Annotated in this window: 19 protein-coding genes; all 19 read right to left on the reverse strand. The window is 70.5% G+C overall.

The genetic code is table 11. The features are described from left to right. Window positions 1-63 precede the first annotated feature (63 nt). The 19 genes from J4H86_RS04630 to hisI all read right to left on the reverse strand — a co-directional run bounded on the left by J4H86_RS04630 (window position 64) and on the right by hisI (window position 19,061). Window positions 64-942: a prenyltransferase gene (locus J4H86_RS04630; protein ID WP_236542263.1), complete on the reverse strand. Its 879-nt coding sequence runs from the start codon at window positions 940-942 to the stop codon at window positions 64-66. After that, window positions 939-1,346 (reverse strand): DUF2784 domain-containing protein, encoded by a 408-nt coding sequence (locus J4H86_RS04635; RefSeq protein ID WP_236542264.1) that lies wholly within the window; start codon window positions 1,344-1,346, stop codon window positions 939-941. The genes J4H86_RS04630 and J4H86_RS04635 overlap by 4 nt, the downstream gene beginning before the upstream one ends. 142 nt (window positions 1,347-1,488) lie before the next feature. Then, a complete protein-coding gene (locus J4H86_RS04640; protein ID WP_236542265.1) occupies window positions 1,489-2,943 on the reverse strand; it encodes a glutamate synthase subunit beta in 1,455 nt (484 codons plus the stop codon). 29 nt (window positions 2,944-2,972) lie between these two features. Then, window positions 2,973-7,523 (reverse strand): glutamate synthase large subunit, encoded by a 4,551-nt coding sequence (gene gltB / locus J4H86_RS04645; protein ID WP_236542266.1) that lies wholly within the window; start codon window positions 7,521-7,523, stop codon window positions 2,973-2,975. A gap of 879 nt (window positions 7,524-8,402) precedes the next feature. Further along, a complete protein-coding gene (locus tag J4H86_RS04650) occupies window positions 8,403-9,245 on the reverse strand; it encodes a hypothetical protein (protein WP_236542267.1) in 843 nt (280 codons plus the stop codon). A gap of 88 nt (window positions 9,246-9,333) precedes the next feature. Further along, on the reverse strand, window positions 9,334-10,272 hold the full coding sequence (locus J4H86_RS04655; RefSeq protein ID WP_236542268.1) for a hypothetical protein: 939 nt from the start codon (window positions 10,270-10,272) through the stop codon (window positions 9,334-9,336). 2 nt (window positions 10,273-10,274) lie between these two features. Next, entirely contained in the window at window positions 10,275-11,264 is a 990-nt protein-coding gene (lgt, locus tag J4H86_RS04660) for a prolipoprotein diacylglyceryl transferase (RefSeq protein ID WP_236542269.1), read from the reverse strand. A gap of 21 nt (window positions 11,265-11,285) precedes the next feature. Beyond that, window positions 11,286-11,492, reverse strand: coding sequence for a hypothetical protein (locus J4H86_RS04665; protein WP_236542270.1), 207 nt, complete (start codon window positions 11,490-11,492; stop codon window positions 11,286-11,288). A 16-nt stretch (window positions 11,493-11,508) separates the two neighbouring features. Then, window positions 11,509-12,255: a DsbA family protein gene (locus tag J4H86_RS04670; RefSeq protein WP_236542271.1), complete on the reverse strand. Its 747-nt coding sequence runs from the start codon at window positions 12,253-12,255 to the stop codon at window positions 11,509-11,511. Continuing rightward, window positions 12,200-12,760 (reverse strand): DoxX family protein, encoded by a 561-nt coding sequence (locus tag J4H86_RS04675; RefSeq protein WP_236542272.1) that lies wholly within the window; start codon window positions 12,758-12,760, stop codon window positions 12,200-12,202. The genes J4H86_RS04670 and J4H86_RS04675 overlap by 56 nt, the downstream gene beginning before the upstream one ends. Before the next feature lie 110 nt (window positions 12,761-12,870). Next, complete coding sequence (gene trpA / locus J4H86_RS04680) at window positions 12,871-13,683, reverse strand: tryptophan synthase subunit alpha (protein ID WP_236542273.1); 813 nt, start codon at window positions 13,681-13,683, stop codon at window positions 12,871-12,873. Further along, window positions 13,680-14,906: a tryptophan synthase subunit beta gene (gene trpB / locus J4H86_RS04685; protein WP_236542274.1), complete on the reverse strand. Its 1,227-nt coding sequence runs from the start codon at window positions 14,904-14,906 to the stop codon at window positions 13,680-13,682. Before trpB ends, trpA begins: the two co-directional genes overlap by 4 nt. A 198-nt stretch (window positions 14,907-15,104) precedes the next feature. Then, on the reverse strand, window positions 15,105-15,911 hold the full coding sequence (trpC, locus tag J4H86_RS04690) for an indole-3-glycerol phosphate synthase TrpC (RefSeq protein ID WP_236543902.1): 807 nt from the start codon (window positions 15,909-15,911) through the stop codon (window positions 15,105-15,107). Window positions 15,912-16,114: 203 nt separating this feature from the next. After that, on the reverse strand, window positions 16,115-16,594 hold the full coding sequence (locus J4H86_RS04695) for a DUF2752 domain-containing protein (RefSeq protein WP_236542275.1): 480 nt from the start codon (window positions 16,592-16,594) through the stop codon (window positions 16,115-16,117). Between the two features lie 196 nt (window positions 16,595-16,790). Then, window positions 16,791-17,144, reverse strand: a complete 354-nt coding sequence (locus J4H86_RS04700; protein ID WP_236542276.1) for a CD225/dispanin family protein — start codon at window positions 17,142-17,144, stop codon at window positions 16,791-16,793. A 60-nt stretch (window positions 17,145-17,204) separates the two neighbouring features. Continuing rightward, window positions 17,205-17,480, reverse strand: coding sequence for a CD225/dispanin family protein (locus tag J4H86_RS04705; RefSeq protein ID WP_330932488.1), 276 nt, complete (start codon window positions 17,478-17,480; stop codon window positions 17,205-17,207). Window positions 17,481-17,784: 304 nt separating this feature from the next. After that, window positions 17,785-18,072, reverse strand: a complete 288-nt coding sequence (locus J4H86_RS04710) for an HGxxPAAW family protein (RefSeq protein WP_236542278.1) — start codon at window positions 18,070-18,072, stop codon at window positions 17,785-17,787. 15 nt (window positions 18,073-18,087) lie between these two features. Further along, window positions 18,088-18,687 (reverse strand): Trp biosynthesis-associated membrane protein, encoded by a 600-nt coding sequence (locus J4H86_RS04715; RefSeq protein WP_236542279.1) that lies wholly within the window; start codon window positions 18,685-18,687, stop codon window positions 18,088-18,090. Beyond that, on the reverse strand, window positions 18,684-19,061 hold the full coding sequence (gene hisI, locus J4H86_RS04720; protein WP_236542280.1) for a phosphoribosyl-AMP cyclohydrolase: 378 nt from the start codon (window positions 19,059-19,061) through the stop codon (window positions 18,684-18,686). Before hisI ends, J4H86_RS04715 begins: the two co-directional genes overlap by 4 nt. Window positions 19,062-19,150 lie beyond the last annotated feature (89 nt).

Consider the following 19,150-nt stretch of genomic DNA (forward strand, 5'->3'; position numbering starts at 1 on the left):
CTAGAGCCTCCGAACCCCGGATTGGTCTAAACCAGATGATCGATCACGTGTTGTGACCTCTGATCACACAGTGTCGAGTCGCCCGAAGTTCCGTAGCGCGCACAGTGCGCGCACGGTGCGCATGCCGCGCCACTCCGCGGTGGCGGCGGTACACCAGGCCTCCTTGCTCGCCGGCCACCCGCCGTCGGCCTGCTGCGCGCCGACCAGCCCGTCGAGGGCGGTCTCGAGTTCCTCGTCGGTGAACAGGGCGCAGGCGATGTGGTTGGGGTGGGGGGCGAGGTCGAGGGGTTTGGGCGCCTCTCCGACGGAGTGCGGATTGAAGTCGATCTCACTGCGGATCATGGGACGCAGCCGGTCGAGTTCCGCGCGGGCCCGTACGGGGTCGTTGACCCGGTCGAGGAAGTCGCAGATCGCGACCGCGTCGACGGCCGGGACGCGGAACAGGACTTTCAGGGCGTTCCACGCGAAGGCGGTGGCCCGGTCACGCCAGGGGTGGGCGACGTGGTGCGTGTGGAGGATTCCCGCGAGCGGCCCGGTCGGGTTCAGGGACGCGGAGTAGTCGTCGTACTCCCGCCACCACGGCGCCGACTCGGTGTGGCGCGCGCTGGGCAGGACGCGGGGGACGCCGCCGGCGGGCCTGCTGATGCTGGTGAGGTAGGTGGCGATGTGGTCGGCGGTGTCCCCGGGCATGTCGCCGAGCTCGTCGAGGATGGACAGGGCGATGAGCACGGCCCGGGGTTGGCTTCCGTGTCCTCGGAGGTCCGGGTGCAGCCCGTTTCCGTACCCACCGTCGACGTTCCGGTAGGCCTCGAGGCTGGTCCGCACGGGGCGGACGGGACCGTCCTGGAAGTGGTACGCGAAGCGGTGTCGGTCGAGGAGCCGGGCCTCGCGCATGATGAAGTGATCCGCCGCGTGCAACATGTCGGTACTGACCGTGATCATAGGTTGACATTACGACGATTCGCCGCGAATTCGGCGTGCGTCGCGCGCGCGTGTCGCCGGCGCCACCAGACGGCGCCCGCGTAGGAGAACACGACCACGACGCCCGCGGCGAACTGGAGGGGGACGTAGTAGTTCTCGGGGTAGACGACACCGGTGAGGTAGTGGTCGATGAACCCGGTGGGTTCGAGTTCGCCCTGTCCCGCGTTGCGGCGTGCCCAGTTCTCCACGTAGGTGAGGGGGCAGTCCCAGCCGATGAGGGCGATCCCCAGGCCGTAGAGGGCCACGGGAGCGTGCGCGAACACCGTGCGGGGCCAGCGCCAGGCGAGGAACCCGCCGAGTACGACGAAGCACAGGAAGCCGAAGTGCGCCGCCATCGCCGCCTCGCCGATGATTCGGTACCCCACGATTCCAGCGTACGGCGTGGGGGGCGCCTGTGCCGAGGACCCGTCGGGCGCTCCCGTGCGGGGCGGGCTGGCGGGGGGCGTCGGGTGGTTGGCCGCGGGGACCGGCGTGTCGTCGCACGTGCCGGTCCCCGCGGGGTTCGGGTCACACCAGGGCGCGTGCCGTTGGTGGGATGGGTGCGGGCAGTTCGGTGTGGCCGCTGAGGGCGCGGTCGACGGCCGCGGCGGCCGACCGTCCCTCGGCGATGGCCCACACGATCAGCGATTGTCCCCGGCCCATGTCGCCGGCGCAGTACACGCCGTCGACGGAGGTCCGGTAGGCGTCGTCGCGGGTGACCACGCCCCGACCGTCGAGCTCGACGCCGAGGTCGGTGAGCAGACCGTCGCGTTCGGGGCCGGTGAAGCCCAGGGCGAGGGTGACCAACTGCGCGGGGATGTCCCGTTCGGTGCCGGGGACGGCCTCGAAGCCCGTCTCACCGCGTCGGACCTCCACGAGGCGCAGTCCGCGCACGTGCCCTTGGTCGTCGCCGAGGAACTCCTGGGTGTTGACGGAGTAGACGCGTTCGCCGCCTTCCTCGTGGGCGCTGGTGACCTTGTAGAGCATCGGGTAGGTGGGCCAGGGCTGGGCGTCGGGGCGTTCCCTGGGTGGCTTGGGCATGATCTCGAGCTGGGTGACGGAGCGGGCGCCCTGGCGGTGGGCGGTGCCGACACAGTCGGCGCCGGTGTCCCCTCCGCCGATGACGACGACGTCCTTGCCGGCCGCGGTGATGGGCGGGGTGTCGAGGTCGCCTTCCTGGACCTTGTTGGCCAGGGGTAGGTACTCCATGGCCTGGTGGACGCCGTGGAGTTCCCGTCCGGGGACGGGGAGGTCACGCCAGAGGGTGGCTCCGCCGGCGAGGAGCACGGCGTCGTGTTCGGCGCGTAGTTCGCGCACGGTGAGGTCGTTTCCGACGTCCACTCCGGTGCGGAACTCCGTGCCCTCCGCGCGCATCTGTTCGAGGCGTCGGTCGAGGTGGCGCTTCTCCATCTTGAACTCGGGGATGCCGTAGCGCAGCAGCCCCCCGGGCCGGTCGGCGCGTTCGTAGACGGTGACCGTGTGTCCGGCGCGGGTGAGTTGTTGGGCCGCGGCGAGGCCGGCGGGGCCGGATCCGACGACGGCGACGCGCTTGCCGGTGCGCTCCTCCGGGGGGTGTGGTCGGACGACGCCTTCGTTCCAGGCGCGTTCGATGATGGAGGCCTCGACCTGCTTGATGGTGACGGCGGGTTGGTTGATGCCGAGGACGCAGGCGGCTTCGCAGGGTGCGGGGCACAGCTTCCCGGTGAACTCGGGGAAGTTGTTGGTGGCGTGGAGTCGTTCGATCGCCTCGCTCCAGTCGGAGCGGTACACGAGGTCGTTCCACTCGGGGATGAGGTTCCCGAGTGGGCATCCGTTGTGGCAGAACGGGATCCCGCAGTCCATGCAGCGGGCGGCCTGGCGTTCGACGGTGCGGTTTTCGATCTCCTCGTACACCTCGCGCCAGTCCTGGATTCGGATGTCGACGGGGCGGCTCGCGGGGAGTTCCCGTGAGGTGACGTTGAGGAAACCCTTGGGGTCGGCCATGTCTGTCCCTCCTTTCTGTTCTGGCCCGGTCAGCCCTGGGCGGAGGCCATGATGGCCTCGTTGACGTCGCGGCCTTCGCGTTCGGCGGCGCTGCGCGCTTGGAGTACGCGCTTGTAGTCGCGCGGCATGATCTTGGTGAAGCGCGCGAGCGCGGCGTCGCCCTCGGTGAGGAGTCGCTGGGCGACCTCGGAGCCCGTCTCGGCGTGGTGGCGCTCCAGGACGGTGGTCAGGAACTCGGTGTCCTCGTCGTCGAGTGCTTCCAGTTCGACCATTCCGGGGTTCACCCGTGTCGGGTCGAGGTCGAGGACGTAGGCGATTCCGCCGGACATTCCGGCGGCCAGGTTGCGGCCGGTCCGGCCCAGGATGACGGCACGCCCCCCGGTCATGTACTCGCACCCGTGGTCGCCGATCCCCTCGGCGACGGCGAGCGCGCCGGAGTTGCGGACGCAGAAGCGTTCTCCCACGATTCCGCGGAGGAACAGTTCCCCGGAGGTCGCTCCGTAGCCGATGACGTTGCCGGCCACGATGTGTTCCTCGGCGCGGAACGGCGCCTGCGCGGGCGGACGCACGGTGACGCGTCCTCCGGAGAGGCCCTTGCCGACGTAGTCGTTGGCGTCTCCGGTCAGTCGCAGGGTGACGCCCTGGGGGATGAACGCGCCGAGGGACTGTCCCGCCGAGCCGGTGAGGCTGACGTCGATGGTGTCGGGTGGCAGCGTGTCCGTTCCTCGGCGGCGGGTGACCTCGTGTCCGAGGAGTGTGCCAACGGTGCGGTTGACGTTGCGGACGGGCAGCTCGAGGCGCACGGGGGTGGCGTCGGCGATGGCCCCTTCGCTGAGCTGGATGAGGGTGTGGTCCAGCGCCTTGTCCAGCCCGTGGTCCTGGTCCCGGACGCGACGTCGGTGGTCGCCGTCGCGGGCGGGGACGGGGTGCAGTACGGGCGCGAGGTCGAGCCCCTGGGCCTTCCAGTGCTCCACGGCCGCGGTGGTGTCGAGGAGTTCCACCGCGCCGACGGCCTCCTCGAGGCTGCGGAACCCGAGGGCGGCGAGGTGTTCGCGCACCTCCTCGGCGATGAACTCGAAGAAGTTCACCACGAAGTCGGGCGACCCGGAGAATCGACGCCTGAGTTCGGGGTTCTGGGTGGCCACGCCGACGGGGCAGGTGTCCAGGTGGCAGACGCGCATCATGACGCAGCCGGAGACGACGAGGGGCGCGGTGGCGAAACCGAACTCCTCGGCTCCGAGAAGGGCGGCGACGACGACGTCGCGGCCGGTCTTCATCTGCCCGTCGGCCTGGACCACGATCCGGTCGCGGAGTCCGTTGTGGAGCAGTGTCTGTTGGGTCTCGGCGAGGCCGACCTCCCACGGTGTTCCCGCGTGCTTGAGGGAGGTGAGAGGCGAGGCCCCGGTGCCGCCGTCGTGTCCGGAGATGAGGACGACGTCGGCGTGGGCCTTGGAGACACCGGCGGCGACGGTTCCCACGCCCGCCTCGGAGACGAGCTTGACGTGGATCCGTGCCCGCGGGTTGGCGTTCTTCAGGTCGTGGATGAGTTGGGCGAGGTCCTCGATGGAGTAAATGTCGTGGTGTGGTGGTGGCGAGATGAGGCCGACCCCGGGTGTGGAGTGGCGGGTCTCGGCGACCCACGGGTAGACCTTGTGGCCGGGGAGTTGCCCGCCCTCGCCGGGCTTGGCTCCCTGCGCCATCTTGATCTGGATGTCGTCGGCGTTGGTGAGGTAGGCCGAGGTCACCCCGAACCGGCCGGACGCGACCTGCTTGATGGCGCTGCGCCGCAGGTCGCCGTTGGCGTCGGGGGTGAACCGCGCGGGGTCCTCCCCACCCTCACCGGTGTTGGACTTGCCGCCGAGCCGGTTCATGGCGATGGCCAGGGTCTCGTGGGCCTCGGCGGAGATCGAGCCGTAGGACATGGCCCCGGTGGAGAACCGGCGCACGATCGCCGACACCGGCTCCACCTCCTCGATGGGCACCGGGGCCCGGACGCCCTCCCTGAGGGTGAACAGGCCGCGGAGGGTCATCAGGCGCTCGGCCTGGGAGTCGACGAGCCGCGTGTAGTCCTTGAAGACGTCGTACTGGCGGGCGCGGGTGGAGTGCTGGAGCTTGAACACCGTCTCGGGGCTGAACAGGTGTGGTTCTCCCTCGCGGCGCCACTGGTACTCGCCTCCGACGTCGAGCCGTCGATGGTCGGCCCGGTTGGTGGCGTGGGCCGTCGCGTGCCGGAGTCGGGTCTCCTCGGCGAGGACGTCGAAGCCGACGCCGCCCAGCCGTGAGGTGGTGTCGGTGAAGCAGCGGTCGATGACCTCGTGGCCGAGACCCACCGCCTCGAAGATCTGGGCTCCGGTGTAGGAGGCGACGGTCGAGACGCCCATCTTGGACATGACCTTCAGTACACCCTTGCTGAGCGCCTTGACGGTGTTCGCGGCCGCCGTGTCCGCGTCGACGTCGGTGATGACGCCGCGGGCGACGAGTTCGCGCACCGTGGCCAGGGCGAGGTAGGGGTTGACCGCGGACGCGCCGTAGGCGAGGAGCAGCGCCATGTGGTGGCACTCGCGGGCGTCGCCGGATTCGACGACCAGCCCGACCTGGGTGCGGGTCTTCTCCCGGACCAGGTGGTGGTGCACCGCGCCGGTCAGCAACAGTGACGGGATCGGCGCGCGTTCGCCGTCGGTGTCGCGGTCGCTGAGCACGATGACCTTGGCGCCGTCGGCGATGGCGGCGGAGACCTCGGCGCAGATCTCGTCGATGCGCTCGCGCAGGGCGGTGCCGCCTCCGTCTGCGCGGTAGACGCCGGGGACGGTGTGGCCCCGCAGTTCGGGACGGTGGTCGGAGGCGGCGACGATCCGTGCCAGCGTGGTCCCGTCGATCACGGGCGAGGGCAGGGAGAGGCGACGGCAGTCACCGGGTTCGGCGGCGAGAAGGTTCCCCTCCGCGCCGACCAGGGTGTTCAGCGAGGTGACCAGTTCCTCGCGGATCGCGTCGAGCGGCGGATTGGTGACCTGGGCGAACTGTTGGGTGAAGTAGTCGTAGAGCTGGCGGGGGCGCTCGGAGAGCGCGGCCACGGGCGAGTCGGTTCCCATGGAGCCGATCGGTTCGGCCCCGGTGCGGGCCATGGGTGTGAGGATGACCCGCAGTTCCTCCTCGGTGTAGCCGAAGGCGCGCTGTCGTTGGGTGAGGTGGGAGACAGGGGTGGGCTCGGCCGCCGGGAGGTCGTCGAGCCGGACGACGCCCTGGTCGACCCAGGTCCGGTAGGGGTGTTCGGCGGCGAGTTCGGCCTTGATCTCCTCGTCCTCGATGATGCGCCCGGCCGCGGTGTCGACGACGAAGATCCGGCCGGGCTGCAGGCGTCCCTTGCGGACGACGCGTTCCGGTTCGATGTCGAGCACGCCGACCTCGCTGGCCAGCACGACGAGCCCGTCGTCGGTCACCCAGTACCGGCCGGGGCGCAGCCCGTTGCGGTCCAGGACGGCTCCGGCGACGGTCCCGTCGGTGAAGGTGACCGACGCGGGCCCGTCCCACGGCTCCATGAGGTGGGAGTGGAACTCGTAGAAGGCGCGGACGTCCGCGTCCATCTCGGTGTGGTTCTCCCACGGCTCGGGGATCATCATGAGCACCGCGTGGGGCAGGGAGCGCCCGGCGAGGTGCATGAGTTCCAGGGCGTCGTCGAAGGACGCGGTGTCGGAGTCGTCGGGGTCGACGATGGGGAACAGGTGCGAGAGGTCACCGGGCAGGACCGCGCTGGACAGCGCCGCCTCCCGGGCGCGCATCATGTTGCGGTTCCCGCGCACCGTGTTGATCTCTCCGTTGTGCGCGACGTAGCGGAAGGGGTGCGCCAACGGCCACGACGGGAACGTGTTGGTGGAGAACCGGGAGTGGACGAGCGCGAGCCCGGACTCGAACCGTCGGTCGGAGAGGTCGGCGAAGAAGGGCTCGAGTTGGGGCGTGGTGAGCATGCCCTTGTAGGTGACGGTTCGCGGCGAGAGGCTCGGGAAGTACACGGCCGTCTCGTGTTCGGCGCGCTTGCGCACCCGGTAGGCGTAGCGCTCCAGCTCCAGCCCGGAGAGTCCCGCGGCGGGGCCGTCGGGGCGTCCGGTGAGGAACGGTTGGGCGAAGTGGGGCATGACCTCCCGTGCCGCGGGGCCACAGAAGGACGGGTCGATGGGCACCTCCCGCCACCCCAGGACGTGCAGCCCCTGCTCCTCGGCGATGCGCTCGACGGTGGCGCGCGCCGTGGCCCGGTCGGTCTCCTCCGCGGGGAGGAACCCGATGCCGGTGGCGTAGTGCCCCGCGGGCGGCAGGTCGAATCCGCAGGCGTCGCGGTAGAGCCGGTCGGGGATCTGGGTGAGGATCCCCGCGCCGTCGCCGTCGTCGGGGTCCGCGCCCGAGGCGCCACGGTGGTCGAGGTTGCGCAGGACGCTGAGGGCCTGTTGGACGGTGCCGTGGCTGCGCCGCCCCGTGAGGTCGGCGACCATGCCCACACCGCAGGCGTCGTGCTCGAAGGCGCGGGAGTACAGGCCGGTCGTGGTGGGGGATTCCTCCGGGGACATGCCCGGTGGATGGACAGCAGACATGGGCCCTCCTGTCGTCGGCTCGGCGATACATCGGTGCGCGAGGGACGACGTTGGCCCTGCTGGTGCTGTCTTCAGTTGTTGTGCGCGGCGGTGACCCGCGTGTGGTCACCGTGCGCGGCGACGCCCCGAACGGGCCGGGGCCGCCCGGTGCCCTCGGCGCCGGGTGGCGCGCGGCGACCGGACGTGGCGTCCGAGTCGTGGTGACCTACCCCCGGACCGCTCACCGCGCCAGTGCGGTGCGCGCCCGATCGCGTCCAACGGATCGTTAGGGGTGTGTATGTATGTCACCCGGATGGACGGAGATCAAACCACTCCGCCACCCATTCCGATGAACACCCCACAAGGGGACGAATCATCGCGTTCGGTCACTCTACTGCAGGCGGACGGCTGCCCCGGGCGGCAGGGGCACGGCGGGCGTGTGGCACGACGCGCTGCTCACCCCTGGATGAGGCCCCGGATCCCCGCCCCCCTGGGGCGTCCCGAGCGGTGGGCACCGACCCCCAGCCGACACCGCGCGGTCAGGAGAGCATCACATAGACGAAGAGGACGAAACCTCCGACGGTGGGTGACAGCACGAGGAACGCGACCAGCCCCCAGACGGTGGGACTGACTCGACGCAGCAGGGACGACAGGTCCTGGACGTCCGCCGGACCCCTCGTGCGGGATCCCCCACGAGGGGTCCGCGCCCGCGGGGTCGGGCGGGGGCGTCGGGCGGTCGGAGGCGTGGAGCCCGTCCCGGGCATCGTCGGGCCGCCGCGCTGGGTGGTGGGGTGGCATGGTCATCGCACCGTTGGACGCGGGACCGGCCGCGTTTCGTTCCCTCGGGGGCGAGCGACACGCGTCGGCCGCACCCCGAGGGACACGCTCGGCCCGATCCCGCTACTCCGCGGGGACGTCCTCCGCTTCGGCCTCGGGGTTCTCGGCGCCCTCGGCCGCCTCGGCGTCACCCTCGTCCTCGGCGTCGTCGTGGTCGTGTTCCAACAGGCGACGGAACAGTGGCATCTCGAAGTTGGACAGCGTCCGCAGCGGCTGGGAGAGGCTGTCGTGGGACTCCGGATCGGTGGAGGATCGCTCCTGGACCCAGGTCACCATCAGGTAGTGCCCCTGCACGGTGATCTCCGCGGAGCTGTAGCCGGTTCCGAGGTCGGCCACGGCCTCGTTGTCCATGACGGTCACGAAGCCGTCGTTCTCGCTGCCGCCGGGCTCGAGCGAGGCGGCCATCACCTCGGCGGACGCCACGTCGGTGAGGTTGAACACAGTGACCATCGCGATGTGGTCGTCGGCGGTGTAGGCGCCCCGCGCCACCTGGGTGCAGTCCGCGGACCCCAGGGCGTCCTCGGGGCGCACGCCCCAGACCGCCGGGGCACAGTCGTCCAGGATCTCGCCCTCCTCGAGGGTGAAGGTCAGGCCCTGGCTGGAGAGTTCCTCTCCCCCGCGTTCGAACAGCTCCGGCTCGGTGAGCTCGCGGGGGTCCACCTCCCGGTCGACCAGCGTCTCGGAGACGGAGCTGTTGGAGTAGACGCCGGCGTCCGCGGGGAGCCGTTCGTCGTCCCCGCCCTGGAGGAACGTCCAGGCCAACCATCCGCCGACGCCGAGAACCGCGAGGCCGACCACGATCGCGGCCACGAACCAGACGCGCGGCCGACCTCCCCGGCCTGGCTCGCGGCGACGCGCGTTCTCGCGTCGGAGGGACGTGGACTCGGTGGACTCCGCAGTAGACACGACACACCTCGGTTGAAGGAGATTTGGCTTCGGGAAACGGGCGAGCCGGCTTCCCACAGCACCGCCCGGATGCGCACCATTATGACGGCTATTCGCCGTCGCCGTTGGCGCCGTTGACCCGTCGATAGATCTCGAGGGCGGCGTCCATCACGGCCACGTTCACGCTCGCGAGTGAGTCGTCGTCCTCCGGTGGTTCCCCATCGGCCCGCGCCACCCAGAAGACCCCCAGGTAATGCCCCATCACCTGGGCCGTGGCCTGGCTGTGGCCCTCGTGGAGACCCTCGTAGTCGGAGTCCATCGGCACGATGAACGCGGGGGTGGAATCGGGTGCGAGCTCCGCCACGACCGATTCGGCGCCGGAGACGTCCGCGAGATCGAACATCGTGACTTGCGCCACGTACTCGTCGTCGGAGTCGACGTAGAGGGCGTGGGATGCCGACGCGCACTCGGCCTCGGCCAGTGTCTCCGCGAGCGTGTCCCCCCACACCTCACCCGTGCACGTGTCGGTGGTGCGGCTCTCCCGCAGCTCCAGGTCCAGGTCCTCAAAGCTGAGCTCCTCCTGGTCGGCGAAGAGCTCCTCGTCGGTGAGGGCCTCGTCGTCGGACCCACGCTGGGCGATCGGGTCGAAGAGCTCCAGTTGGTCCTGGGCGTGGAACACCGTGGGCTGCAGCCGGGCGTGGCCCTGGGGCGGGTCCACGATCGGCGCCTCGACCGTGGACTCGGTGAGGCGCTGTGGGTCGGTGATGTGGACCGCGAGGAGGGTACCCAGGCCCAGGAGGCAGGCGAACGCGACGGCGAGGAACGCCTTGAGTAACAGCGGCGACAGCGTCTTGCGCCCACGTCGCCCCTTGGGCGCGGGGGATCCCCCTCCGTCGTTGGACGCGGGCGGCCGTCCCTCACCCCCGGACCCGCCACGCCCCGCCCCTCCGGCGCCGGGGGCGGCCATGAGACCGTGGGAGCCACGCCCACGCGCCGGCGGCCGGCGCCGTCGGCTGTTGCGCTGTGGGGCGGCGGGATCCGCGGGCACCGCTAGTCCCTCCCGCTTCCGGGTTCCCCCGTACCGTGCGGGGTGTCGGCGTCGTCCACCGCGATGTCCGGGGTGTGGCGACCGGAGTCCTCGGACCCGTCCGAGCCGTCGTGGCCCTCCCCAGCGCGCTCACTCGTGTCGTCGGCCGCGTCGTCGCCGGGGACGGGCCGGGTGGCCTGTGGGGTGGCGGTGGTGTCGGCGACCGGATTGGCCCCACGCCAGAGGAAGAAGCCCAGGGCCAACACGAACACCGCGAGCGTCGTCCAGTTGTTCAGACGGAACCCGAGGATCTCGTTGGCGGGGTCGACCCGGAGGTACTCGATGAAGAACCGTCCGACGCAGTAGCCCATCACGTACAGGGCGAAGAGCCTGCCGCCCTGCAGTTGGCTCTGCCACAGGCGCCCGGCGAGGGCGATCGCCCCGGCGAGCGCCAGGCACCACAGCGACTCGTACAGGAAGGTCGGGTGGTAGGTCTCGACACCGGGAATGGTGCCGGACCGGCCCGGGTCGACCTGGAGCCCCCACGGAAGGTCGGTGGGGCCGCCGAAGAGCTCCTGGTTGAAGTAGTTGCCCCAGCGCCCGATCGCCTGTGCCAGAGGGATGGCGGGGGCGATCGCGAAGCTGAGCTTGCTCACCGACCAACCGCGCCGCCGCGCCATCCACCACACACCGAGGGCCCCCAGCGGGATCGCGCCCCAGATCCCCAGCCCGCCCTGCCAGATCGCGAACGCCTGCCACGGCGAGTTCGGACTGTCGGGCAGGAAGTAGAGCTGGTAGTCGGAGATGACGTGGTAGAGACGTCCTCCCACCAGGCCCAGCAGTACCGCCGGTACCGCGACGTCCAGGATCGCGCCGGGCTGGCCGTCCAATGCACGCCACCGACGTTCGCTCCAGAACACCGCGAGGATGATCCCCACGAGGATGCAGAGCGCGTAGATGTGGATCGTGAGGGGACCCACCGACAGTGAGTCAATGGGCGGGCTGGGAATCATGCGCGTCCTTCGGGTTTGGGATCAGGGAACGCTCTCCACGGGAGAGGTGTCCACGTCGCCTGGAGGCGCGTCCACGACGGCGTCCCGGAGATCGTCCCGCGTCATCGCCTGCTGCCTCAAGTCGAGCAGCTCCCCGTCCACGTAGATCGCCGGTGTCCCGGTGAACGCGTTCGCCCCGTCGGGGTATCGCTCGCCGGCCGCCGCCGTGGCGTCGAGAATCTGCCGCACGTAGGTTCCGTCCAGATCAGGGGCTTCGACCGCCCCACTGTCCTCGCCCCAGTATGAGTTGGCCAACGGACATGGAACTGAGCTCGTCATCGGAGAGTACCGCCTGCGCGGCCTGCACCAGACCGGCGGCGTAGGTGGTGAACTCCTGGACCGCGGCGGACTCGTCGTCGACCCGGGCCGTGAACTCCTCCAGGTCGTCCTCGGCGATCCCGGCGTCCGCGCCCCAGTCCCGCAGGTCCTCGACCGCGTACCCCTCGCTGCCCTCCGTGGGCTGGTTCTCCCAGAGTAGCTCGCTGTACTCCACGTAGCGCCCGTAGTCGGCCGCGGCCCGTGCGGCGGCCGCGGAGCGCAGCGAGTTCCCGGAGATGGGTTCGCCCTGCAGGGCGAAGATGCTGACCGGTCGCAGGTGGACGATGGCCTCGCCCTCGGCCGCGAGCTCGTTGAGGGTGCCGGAGTTGGCGTCCTCGAAGTCCTTGCAGATGGGGCACTGGAAGTCGGCGTACACCTCCAGGACTGGAAGCTCCGCGTTCTGGTCGCCCATGACGACGCTGCCGTCGTCCTGCAGCACCTGCTCGGCGAGGTCCCCCTCGTACTCGAACCCGGTTCCGCGGTTCATCAACCACCAACCGGCCCCGACGACGACCACGATGAACAGGGTCGCGCCGACGATGATCGCCAGGGTCTTCAGTCCCTGCTGACGTCGCCGCTCACGTTCCCGCTGCGCCCGGACCCGCTCCCGTGCGCTCGCCGTCTTCTTGTTCACGTTCCAGGTCCCTTTCCCGATTTCGCGTCCCGCCGCCCAACAGGTGGTCCAGGGAGACCGGGGAACGTGGCCACGCCACGACGATCCCCGCCATCACCAGGAACCCCAGGTCCCGCAGCAGCGGCGTGACGTAGTTCTCCTCCCCCGGCGCGACCGGGCCCCCGTCACCGAAGCATCCACAGTCGATGGAGAGCCCGCGCGCCCACGCCGACGCTATCCCCACGATGAACGCGGCGAACAGCAGGGCGCTCAGTGCGCCCACGTACCGAGTGGCGAACCCGACCACGAGCAGCAGTGCCATGGCGATCTCGAGCAGCGGCAGCGTGTGGCCGATGAACTGGTTGAGACCGTCACCGAACAGCTCGTAGGCCGCCACCGCCTGCACGGACTGCGTCGGCGTGTCGATCTTCGTCCACCCGGCGTAGCCGAGCACGCCCGCGACGCCGAGGCGGGCCACGAGTGTGACCCACGGTTGGGCTGTCACCCACCGTAGTCGATTGGTCATGGACGTAACCGTACCGGCCACCGGACCCCGGTGTGGACCGACCCGTGAGATTGCCGCGGGCGGCCCCACCCGGGACCCGTGGTGTTCACCGACTGTTCGGCGTCAGGGTGTCAGGAGCGGGAACGCACCCCGGCGGCGAGCTCCTCGGCGAAGCGCCGCACGGCGTCCTCCGCCTCCTCGATCGTCGCGGCGTCCAGGACCCGCTGGCAGAAGCCGGCTCCCACGATCACGCCATCGGCGTAGGCGGCGACTTGCGCGGCCTGAGCTCCGGTGGAGATCCCCAGCCCCACGCAGATCGGCAGACCGTCGGCACCGGTGACGGCACGGGTGCGGGCCACGAGGCTCTCCGCGGCTCCGCTCACCGACGCCCGCGTTCCGGTGACCCCCATGAGTGAGGCCGCGTAGACGAATCCGCGGCAGGCGTCCGTGGTGATCTTCAGTCTCGTGTCGGTGGAGGACGGCGCCACCAGGTAGATCCGGTCGAGACCGTGGGCGTCACTGGCCCGGTGCCAGTCGCCCGCCTCCTCGGGCAGCAGGTCGGGAGTGATGATCCCCGACCCCCCCGCGCCGGCCAGGTCACGGGCGAACCGGTCCACGCCGTAGCGGTCGATGGGGTTGTAGTAGGACATGACGAGGCCCGCTGCCCCCGCCTCGGTGACCGCCTCCACCACCGGGAACACCCCCGATGGCACCGTCCCCGCGGCCAGCGCGATCTCGGCGGCGCGTTGGATGGTGGGGCCGTCCATCGTGGGGTCGGAGTAGGGCAGCCCCACCTCGACGACGTCGCACCCGCCCTCCACCATCGCCCGCACGATGCGTGGCGAGGTCTCGGCGTCGGGGAACCCGGCCGGCATGTAGCCGACGAGCGCGGCGCGGTTCTGGGCCCGCGTCCGGGCGAGTGTCTGCTGCAGCCGCGTCGTCATGAGTGCTCCCCCGAGTCGATCAGGCCGAAGTAGGACGCCGCGGTGTCCATGTCCTTGTCGCCACGGCCGGACAGGTTGACCAGGATGGTGGCCTCCGGTCCCAGTTCCTCACCGAGGACACGCGCGCCGGCGAGCGCGTGGGCGCTCTCGATGGCGGGGATGATCCCCTCGGTCCGGCAGAGGAGTTGGAAGGCCTCCATCGCCTCCGCGTCGGTGACGGGCCGGTACTCGGCGCGGCCCGACGCCGCGAGGTGGGCGTGTTCGGGGCCGACCGCCGGGTAGTCCAGGCCCGCGGAGATCGAGTGACTGGGCAGGGTCTGGCCGTGCTCGTCCTGGAGTACGTAGGTGCGGGCGCCGTGGAAGACGCCGGGCGTGCCCGCGGTGATGGCGGCGGCGGTCCGTCCGGTCTCGACCCCGTCGCCGCCGGCCTCGAACCCGTAGAGGCGCACCGACTCGTCGGGGATGAACGCGGCGAAGATCGCGATGGCGTTGGAACCGCCTCCGACACAGGCCGCGACGGCGTCGGGCAGCCTGCCGGTGAGTTCGGTCACCTGGCGGCGCGCTTCCTGACCCACGACGTAGTGCAGGTCACGCACCATGGCGGGGAAGGGGTGCGGTCCCGCGACGGTCCCGAACAGGTAGTGGGTGGAGTCCACGTTGGCGACCCAGTCACGGAACGCCTCGTTGATCGCGTCCTTGAGGGTGCGGCTGCCCAGAGACACCGAGACCACCTCGGCGCCCAGCACCCGCATGCGGGCCACGTTGAGTGCCTGGCGCTGGGTGTCCTCCTCGCCCATGAAGATGGTGCAGTCCAGCCCGAGCAGGGCGCAGGCGGTGGCGGTGGCCACGCCGTGCTGTCCGGCGCCGGTCTCGGCGATGACCCGCGTCTTGCCCATCCGCTTGGTGAGCAGCGCCTGCCCCAGCACGTTGTTGATCTTGTGGGAGCCGGTGTGGTTGAGGTCCTCGCGCTTGAGGAGGACGCGCGCGCCCCCGGCGTGCTCGCCGAAGCGGCGGGCCTCCGTCACCGGTGTGGGCCGGCCGGAGTAGTTCGCCAACAGGGCGTTGAGGTCGGCGAGATAAGTGGGATCGTTCTTGGCCTTGTCCCACTCGGCGGCGACCTCGTCCAGGGCGGCGACGAGCGCCTCCGGACTGAACCGTCCGCCGAACTGGCCGTAGTGTCCCGCCGCGTCGAGATAGGCGGGTTCTGGAACCTGGGAAGTCATGGGTGTTCTCTCCCGCCACGCCGGGTCGGCGTGGCCTACGTCGGTCGAATCGACACAGCGCGTGTGGGACACCGGCGGTTGGATCCGCGGGGTGCCTTGGTCGACGCGCGCGTGGTGGTGGACAACGCGAGCTCGGCGGTCCGGGCTGGGCGCGGACCGCCTAACGCCATCGTCGGGCGTGGGTGAACGCCGGCGTGGTCAACGCCGGTCCCGTAGCGCCGGGTGGGCTCCCGCGGTCACGAGGTCGGCGACGGCGGAGCGCGGGTTGCCGCCCACCACGAGGCTCTCCCCCACCAGGACGGCGTCCGCGCCGGCTCCGGCGTAGGCGAGTAGGTCGTGCGGTCCCCGGACCCCGGACTCGGCGATCCGAACCCGGTCGGTGGGGATGAGCGGAGCGATGCGGGCGAAGGTGTCTCGGTCCACGCGCAGTGTCTTGAGGTCGCGCGCGTTCACGCCGATGACCCGGGCCCCCGCGGCGAGCGCACGGTCCACCTCCTCGGCGGTGTGCACCTCCACGAGTGGGGTCAGCCCCAGCGACATCGCGCGTTCCACCAGCGACACCAGGGCCGACTGCTCCAGCGCGGCCACGATCAGCAACACCGCGTCGGCTCCGTGGACCCGCGCCTCCCACAGTTGGTAGGCGCTCACGACGAAGTCCTTGCGCAGCAGCGGCGTGTCCACGGCCGCGCGCACGGCACTGAGGTCGGCGAGGCTCCCGCCGAACCGACGGGGTTCGGTCAGGACGCTGATCAGGCTCGCGCCGCCCGCCTCGTAGTCGCGGGCCAGCGCGGTGGGATCCGCGATGGCGGCCAGCGCGCCCTTGGACGGGCTCGCCCGCTTCACCTCGGCGACCACTCCGACTCCGGGCTGGCGCAGGGCGGCCTCCACGTCCCGTGGGGCGTCCATGCCGGCGGCCTTGGCCTTGAGTTCCTCCAGCGGGGTGGCGGCCTGCCGTTCGGCGAGGTCGATGCGCACCCCGTCGAGGATGTCCTCCAGTACGGTCACGTCGCGCTCCCCCGCTCGCCCCTCCACGTCGTTCATTCTGGCTGTTGGCCCCCTCGCCCTACCGCCGGACATCCGCACGGCTGTGTGCCGTCAACTCCGATCGTAGCGAGCAACAGCCGATTACCGCGCACCGGTACCACCCGCACGTGTCCCGCTCGTAGCCGTTGGGCCGGCGTACGCGTCGCAGGTCAGGTGTCCGCTGGTCAGCCGAACGCCGGTGGGGCCGCGCCTCCGGGCGCCAGGAAGGTCGCGAACGGGAGGTTGCGGATGAGCCAGAATCCCAGGATGGCGATGAGCAGGATCCAGGTCGCCGTGACCGTGGGCACCGGCGGCGGGCCGGTGGGGGGCCGAACGCTGCGGTAGAACCACTTCATCCACGCCCACAGCAGGAAGGGAAGGAGCCCAAGGAGCAGGACGTTCATCTGTACCGCGCCCATGAGGTCCAGGTGACTGAGCGCGGCGACCGCACGCATGGTGCCGCAGCCCGGGCAGTACGTCCCGGTGATCATCAGCCAGGGACAGGTGGGATAGTTGCCCGGCTCGTTGGGGTCCAGGAAGTGGACCATCGTCATGGCGGCGATTCCCGCCCCCGCGGTGAGCAGGGGCCACACCACCGCCGGAACACTCGAGGTGACGCGGTTGACGACGGACACGGTGCGCTGCGCGAGCGACGAACTACTCATGGCTCCTCCGTCCGTGTCCGTCCACGCTCGGCCGGTTCGGACCGAACTGTCTCAAGGGTAGGTCCCGGGGTCGCCCCCAGCCGTCGGCGCCGGTTCGGGACCCCGACGCGGGCGGGGGCGATTCGAGGGACCGACGGGGACCACGTCGGTGACGAGGAGGGTCCCGCCCGAGCTCCGCACACGTACGCGCGGCGGTCTAGTACGTGCTGTAGGCCATGAAGGCGAACCCGAAGTACAGGACGAAGATCCCGATGTACACGATCCAGAACAGCACCATCACGATGAAGCAGATGAGACTGATGATCCCGAGGATCCGCGCGGTGTCGGACGCCGACTGGGCTCCGGCGTAGTCGCCCATCTGCCACTTGCTGTTGACCTGGAGCGAGAACACGAGCCCGATGACGCCCAGAATGGTGCACCCGAAGATCCCCAACACGTTCATCCACGTGTAGGTCTTCGGGGGTTCTCCCGGGGGTGGCCGCATTCCGGGGTGGCCGCCCGTAACGCCGCCAGGCGGCCCGTAGCCGCCGGGCGGCGGTCCGTAACTCATTCGAGGTCTCCCTCGATCGCGACCCGGGAGCGGTCGATCGCCGCGTCCCTGGCCCGGCGATCAGTAGTAGTAGGTGCTCGTCGAAGCGGCGACGACCAGGATGTACCAGAGGACCCACGCGATGCCTCCCACGACACCACCGATGATCCCGATGAGACCGAAGATCTTGGCCTTGTTCGCGGAGTCCTGCGCCCCGGCGTAGTCACCCATCTGCCACTTGCTGCTGACCTGCAGCGAGAAGATCAGGCTGATGATCCCGAACAGGGTGCAGCAGAACAGCGAGACGATCGCGGCCCACATCCAGTTGTCGGGCTGGGGACCGGCGGGTCCACCCATACCAGGACCGGGCGGCGGCGGGGCGCCGTATCCACCGGACGGGGGACCATAACCACCGGGAGGAGGTCCGGGAGGGGGGCCGTAGCTCATGAGCGTGTCTTTCCGTGTACCTGAAACGTCTGATTGGGCTCACGGTCAGCGCGGCTGACGACACCAACGGGGTTCAGGGTTGTGTCCGCAGGTTGTGGGCGTGAGCGAAGATATCATCGCAGAACTTCGGGCGTGCTCCGACCTCGCCCGTGTGATGATGCTCGGGAGCGGAGACCGAGTGTAGCCCCCCGTGGTGACACCGACCAGAGGCGCGTCACACATTGGCCTCTTGTGGCCGGGAGTCCCCGATCCGTTCGACGTCGGGGGCGCCCGGCGCCACGGGTGCGACCCGCGGCGCGGTCCGCCCGAGCCCGGCCTTCTTCATCACACCGGCGACCACGGCGCACACCGTGCTCACGGCCAGGGTGATCGCGGACCACAGGATCACCCCGCCACCGAGGATGATCATCGTCCCACCGATGCTCCATACCACAAGCCAGGAGATGGTCAGGAACCAGGCGGCGGGGGTGTTTCCGTGATCGTCGTGGTGTTCGTCGGCCATGAACGCTCCAACTTCTCAGTCTCTGGACGGCTCGCCGGCGGCGGCCTCGCGAACGTCGGGTGCGGTGGTGGGATCGTGTCCGTGAGACAGGGCGTCCCACATCGCGGCGGGATCGTCCCCGGGATCGGGGGCGCGCGCGGCGCCACCGGGTGCATCGTACCTGGCTCCCAGGGACGGCCACCGTGCCCCCTGGGCGATCGTGACCAGTCCCACGACCAGCAGCAGCGCCGCCGCGGCCATGGCGGCCACCGACCACTCGGGGGTGAGGGCGACTGTGGCGTCGGCCATACCCTCACGGGCGGTCAGGGTCTCGACTCGTTCGGGGCGGGTCCCCGCCCACACGTCGTACAGGGCGACCAGCGCGAGCAGCGCGACCAGTGCCCCGACGAGACGTCGGGTCCAGCCCCGCGTGGCTATGACGCCGGCCACGGCCGCGAGGCCGACCGGGCCCAGCGCACTGGCGAGGGGGCTCAGCGTGGCACCGTCCAGGGTCAGTTCGGCCGCCGCGGACTCGGCTCCGGCCACCGCCCACGGGCGTCCCATGACGGCGAGGAGGCCACCGGCGGCGGCGAGCTGGACGAGGATGACGAGAGTGAAGACGCGGCGGGGAGTCACGACGTCGCCGTCTCCTCCGCCAGGAGTTCCCGACCGTCGAAGCAGGTGCGGGTCCCGGTGTGGCAGGCGGGCCCCGTCTGGTCGACACTGACCAGGAGCGTGTCCCCGTCACAGTCGAGGGCGACCCGCACGACGCGCTGGGTGTGTCCCGACGTCGCCCCCTTCTCCCAGTACTCGTCGCGACTGCGCGAGTAGTAGGTGGCCCTGCGGGTGCTGAGGGTGCGGCGCAACGCCTCGTCGTCCATCCACGCCAGCATGAGGACCTCGCCGGTGTCGTACTGCTGCGCGATCGCCGGGACGAGTCCGTCCTCGGTCCGTTTCAACCGTTGCGCGATCGCCGGATCGAGGGCCGGCTCCGGTGACGTTGCGCTCATGCCTCCAGCGTATGGGGGGGTTGGCGTCTCCTGTCCCCGGGGGTGGGTTGGCGGTCGCCCGCCCGTACGCGCGGTCCTGGCCGGGTACC

Origin of the sequence: Spiractinospora alimapuensis (genome assembly GCF_018437505.1) — a bacterium.
GTDB lineage: Bacteria > Actinomycetota > Actinomycetes > Streptosporangiales > Streptosporangiaceae > Spiractinospora > Spiractinospora alimapuensis.

Coding starts and splice junctions, on each gene's coding strand:
- gltB (WP_236542266.1), bottom strand. CDS start 7,523: ATGTCTGCTGTCCATCCACCGGGCATGTCCCCGGAGGAATCCCCCACC.
- J4H86_RS04675 (WP_236542272.1), bottom strand. CDS start 12,760: ATGACCAATCGACTACGGTGGGTGACAGCCCAACCGTGGGTCACACTC.
- trpB (WP_236542274.1), bottom strand. CDS start 14,906: ATGACTTCCCAGGTTCCAGAACCCGCCTATCTCGACGCGGCGGGACAC.
- J4H86_RS04695 (WP_236542275.1), bottom strand. CDS start 16,594: ATGAGTAGTTCGTCGCTCGCGCAGCGCACCGTGTCCGTCGTCAACCGC.
- J4H86_RS04630 (WP_236542263.1), bottom strand. CDS start 942: ATGATCACGGTCAGTACCGACATGTTGCACGCGGCGGATCACTTCATC.
- J4H86_RS04710 (WP_236542278.1), bottom strand. CDS start 18,072: ATGGCCGACGAACACCACGACGATCACGGAAACACCCCCGCCGCCTGG.
- hisI (WP_236542280.1), bottom strand. CDS start 19,061: ATGAGCGCAACGTCACCGGAGCCGGCCCTCGATCCGGCGATCGCGCAA.
- J4H86_RS04705 (WP_330932488.1), bottom strand. CDS start 17,480: ATGGGTGGACCCGCCGGTCCCCAGCCCGACAACTGGATGTGGGCCGCG.
- J4H86_RS04700 (WP_236542276.1), bottom strand. CDS start 17,144: ATGAGTTACGGACCGCCGCCCGGCGGCTACGGGCCGCCTGGCGGCGTT.
- J4H86_RS04640 (WP_236542265.1), bottom strand. CDS start 2,943: ATGGCCGACCCCAAGGGTTTCCTCAACGTCACCTCACGGGAACTCCCC.
- lgt (WP_236542269.1), bottom strand. CDS start 11,264: ATGATTCCCAGCCCGCCCATTGACTCACTGTCGGTGGGTCCCCTCACG.
- trpA (WP_236542273.1), bottom strand. CDS start 13,683: ATGACGACGCGGCTGCAGCAGACACTCGCCCGGACGCGGGCCCAGAAC.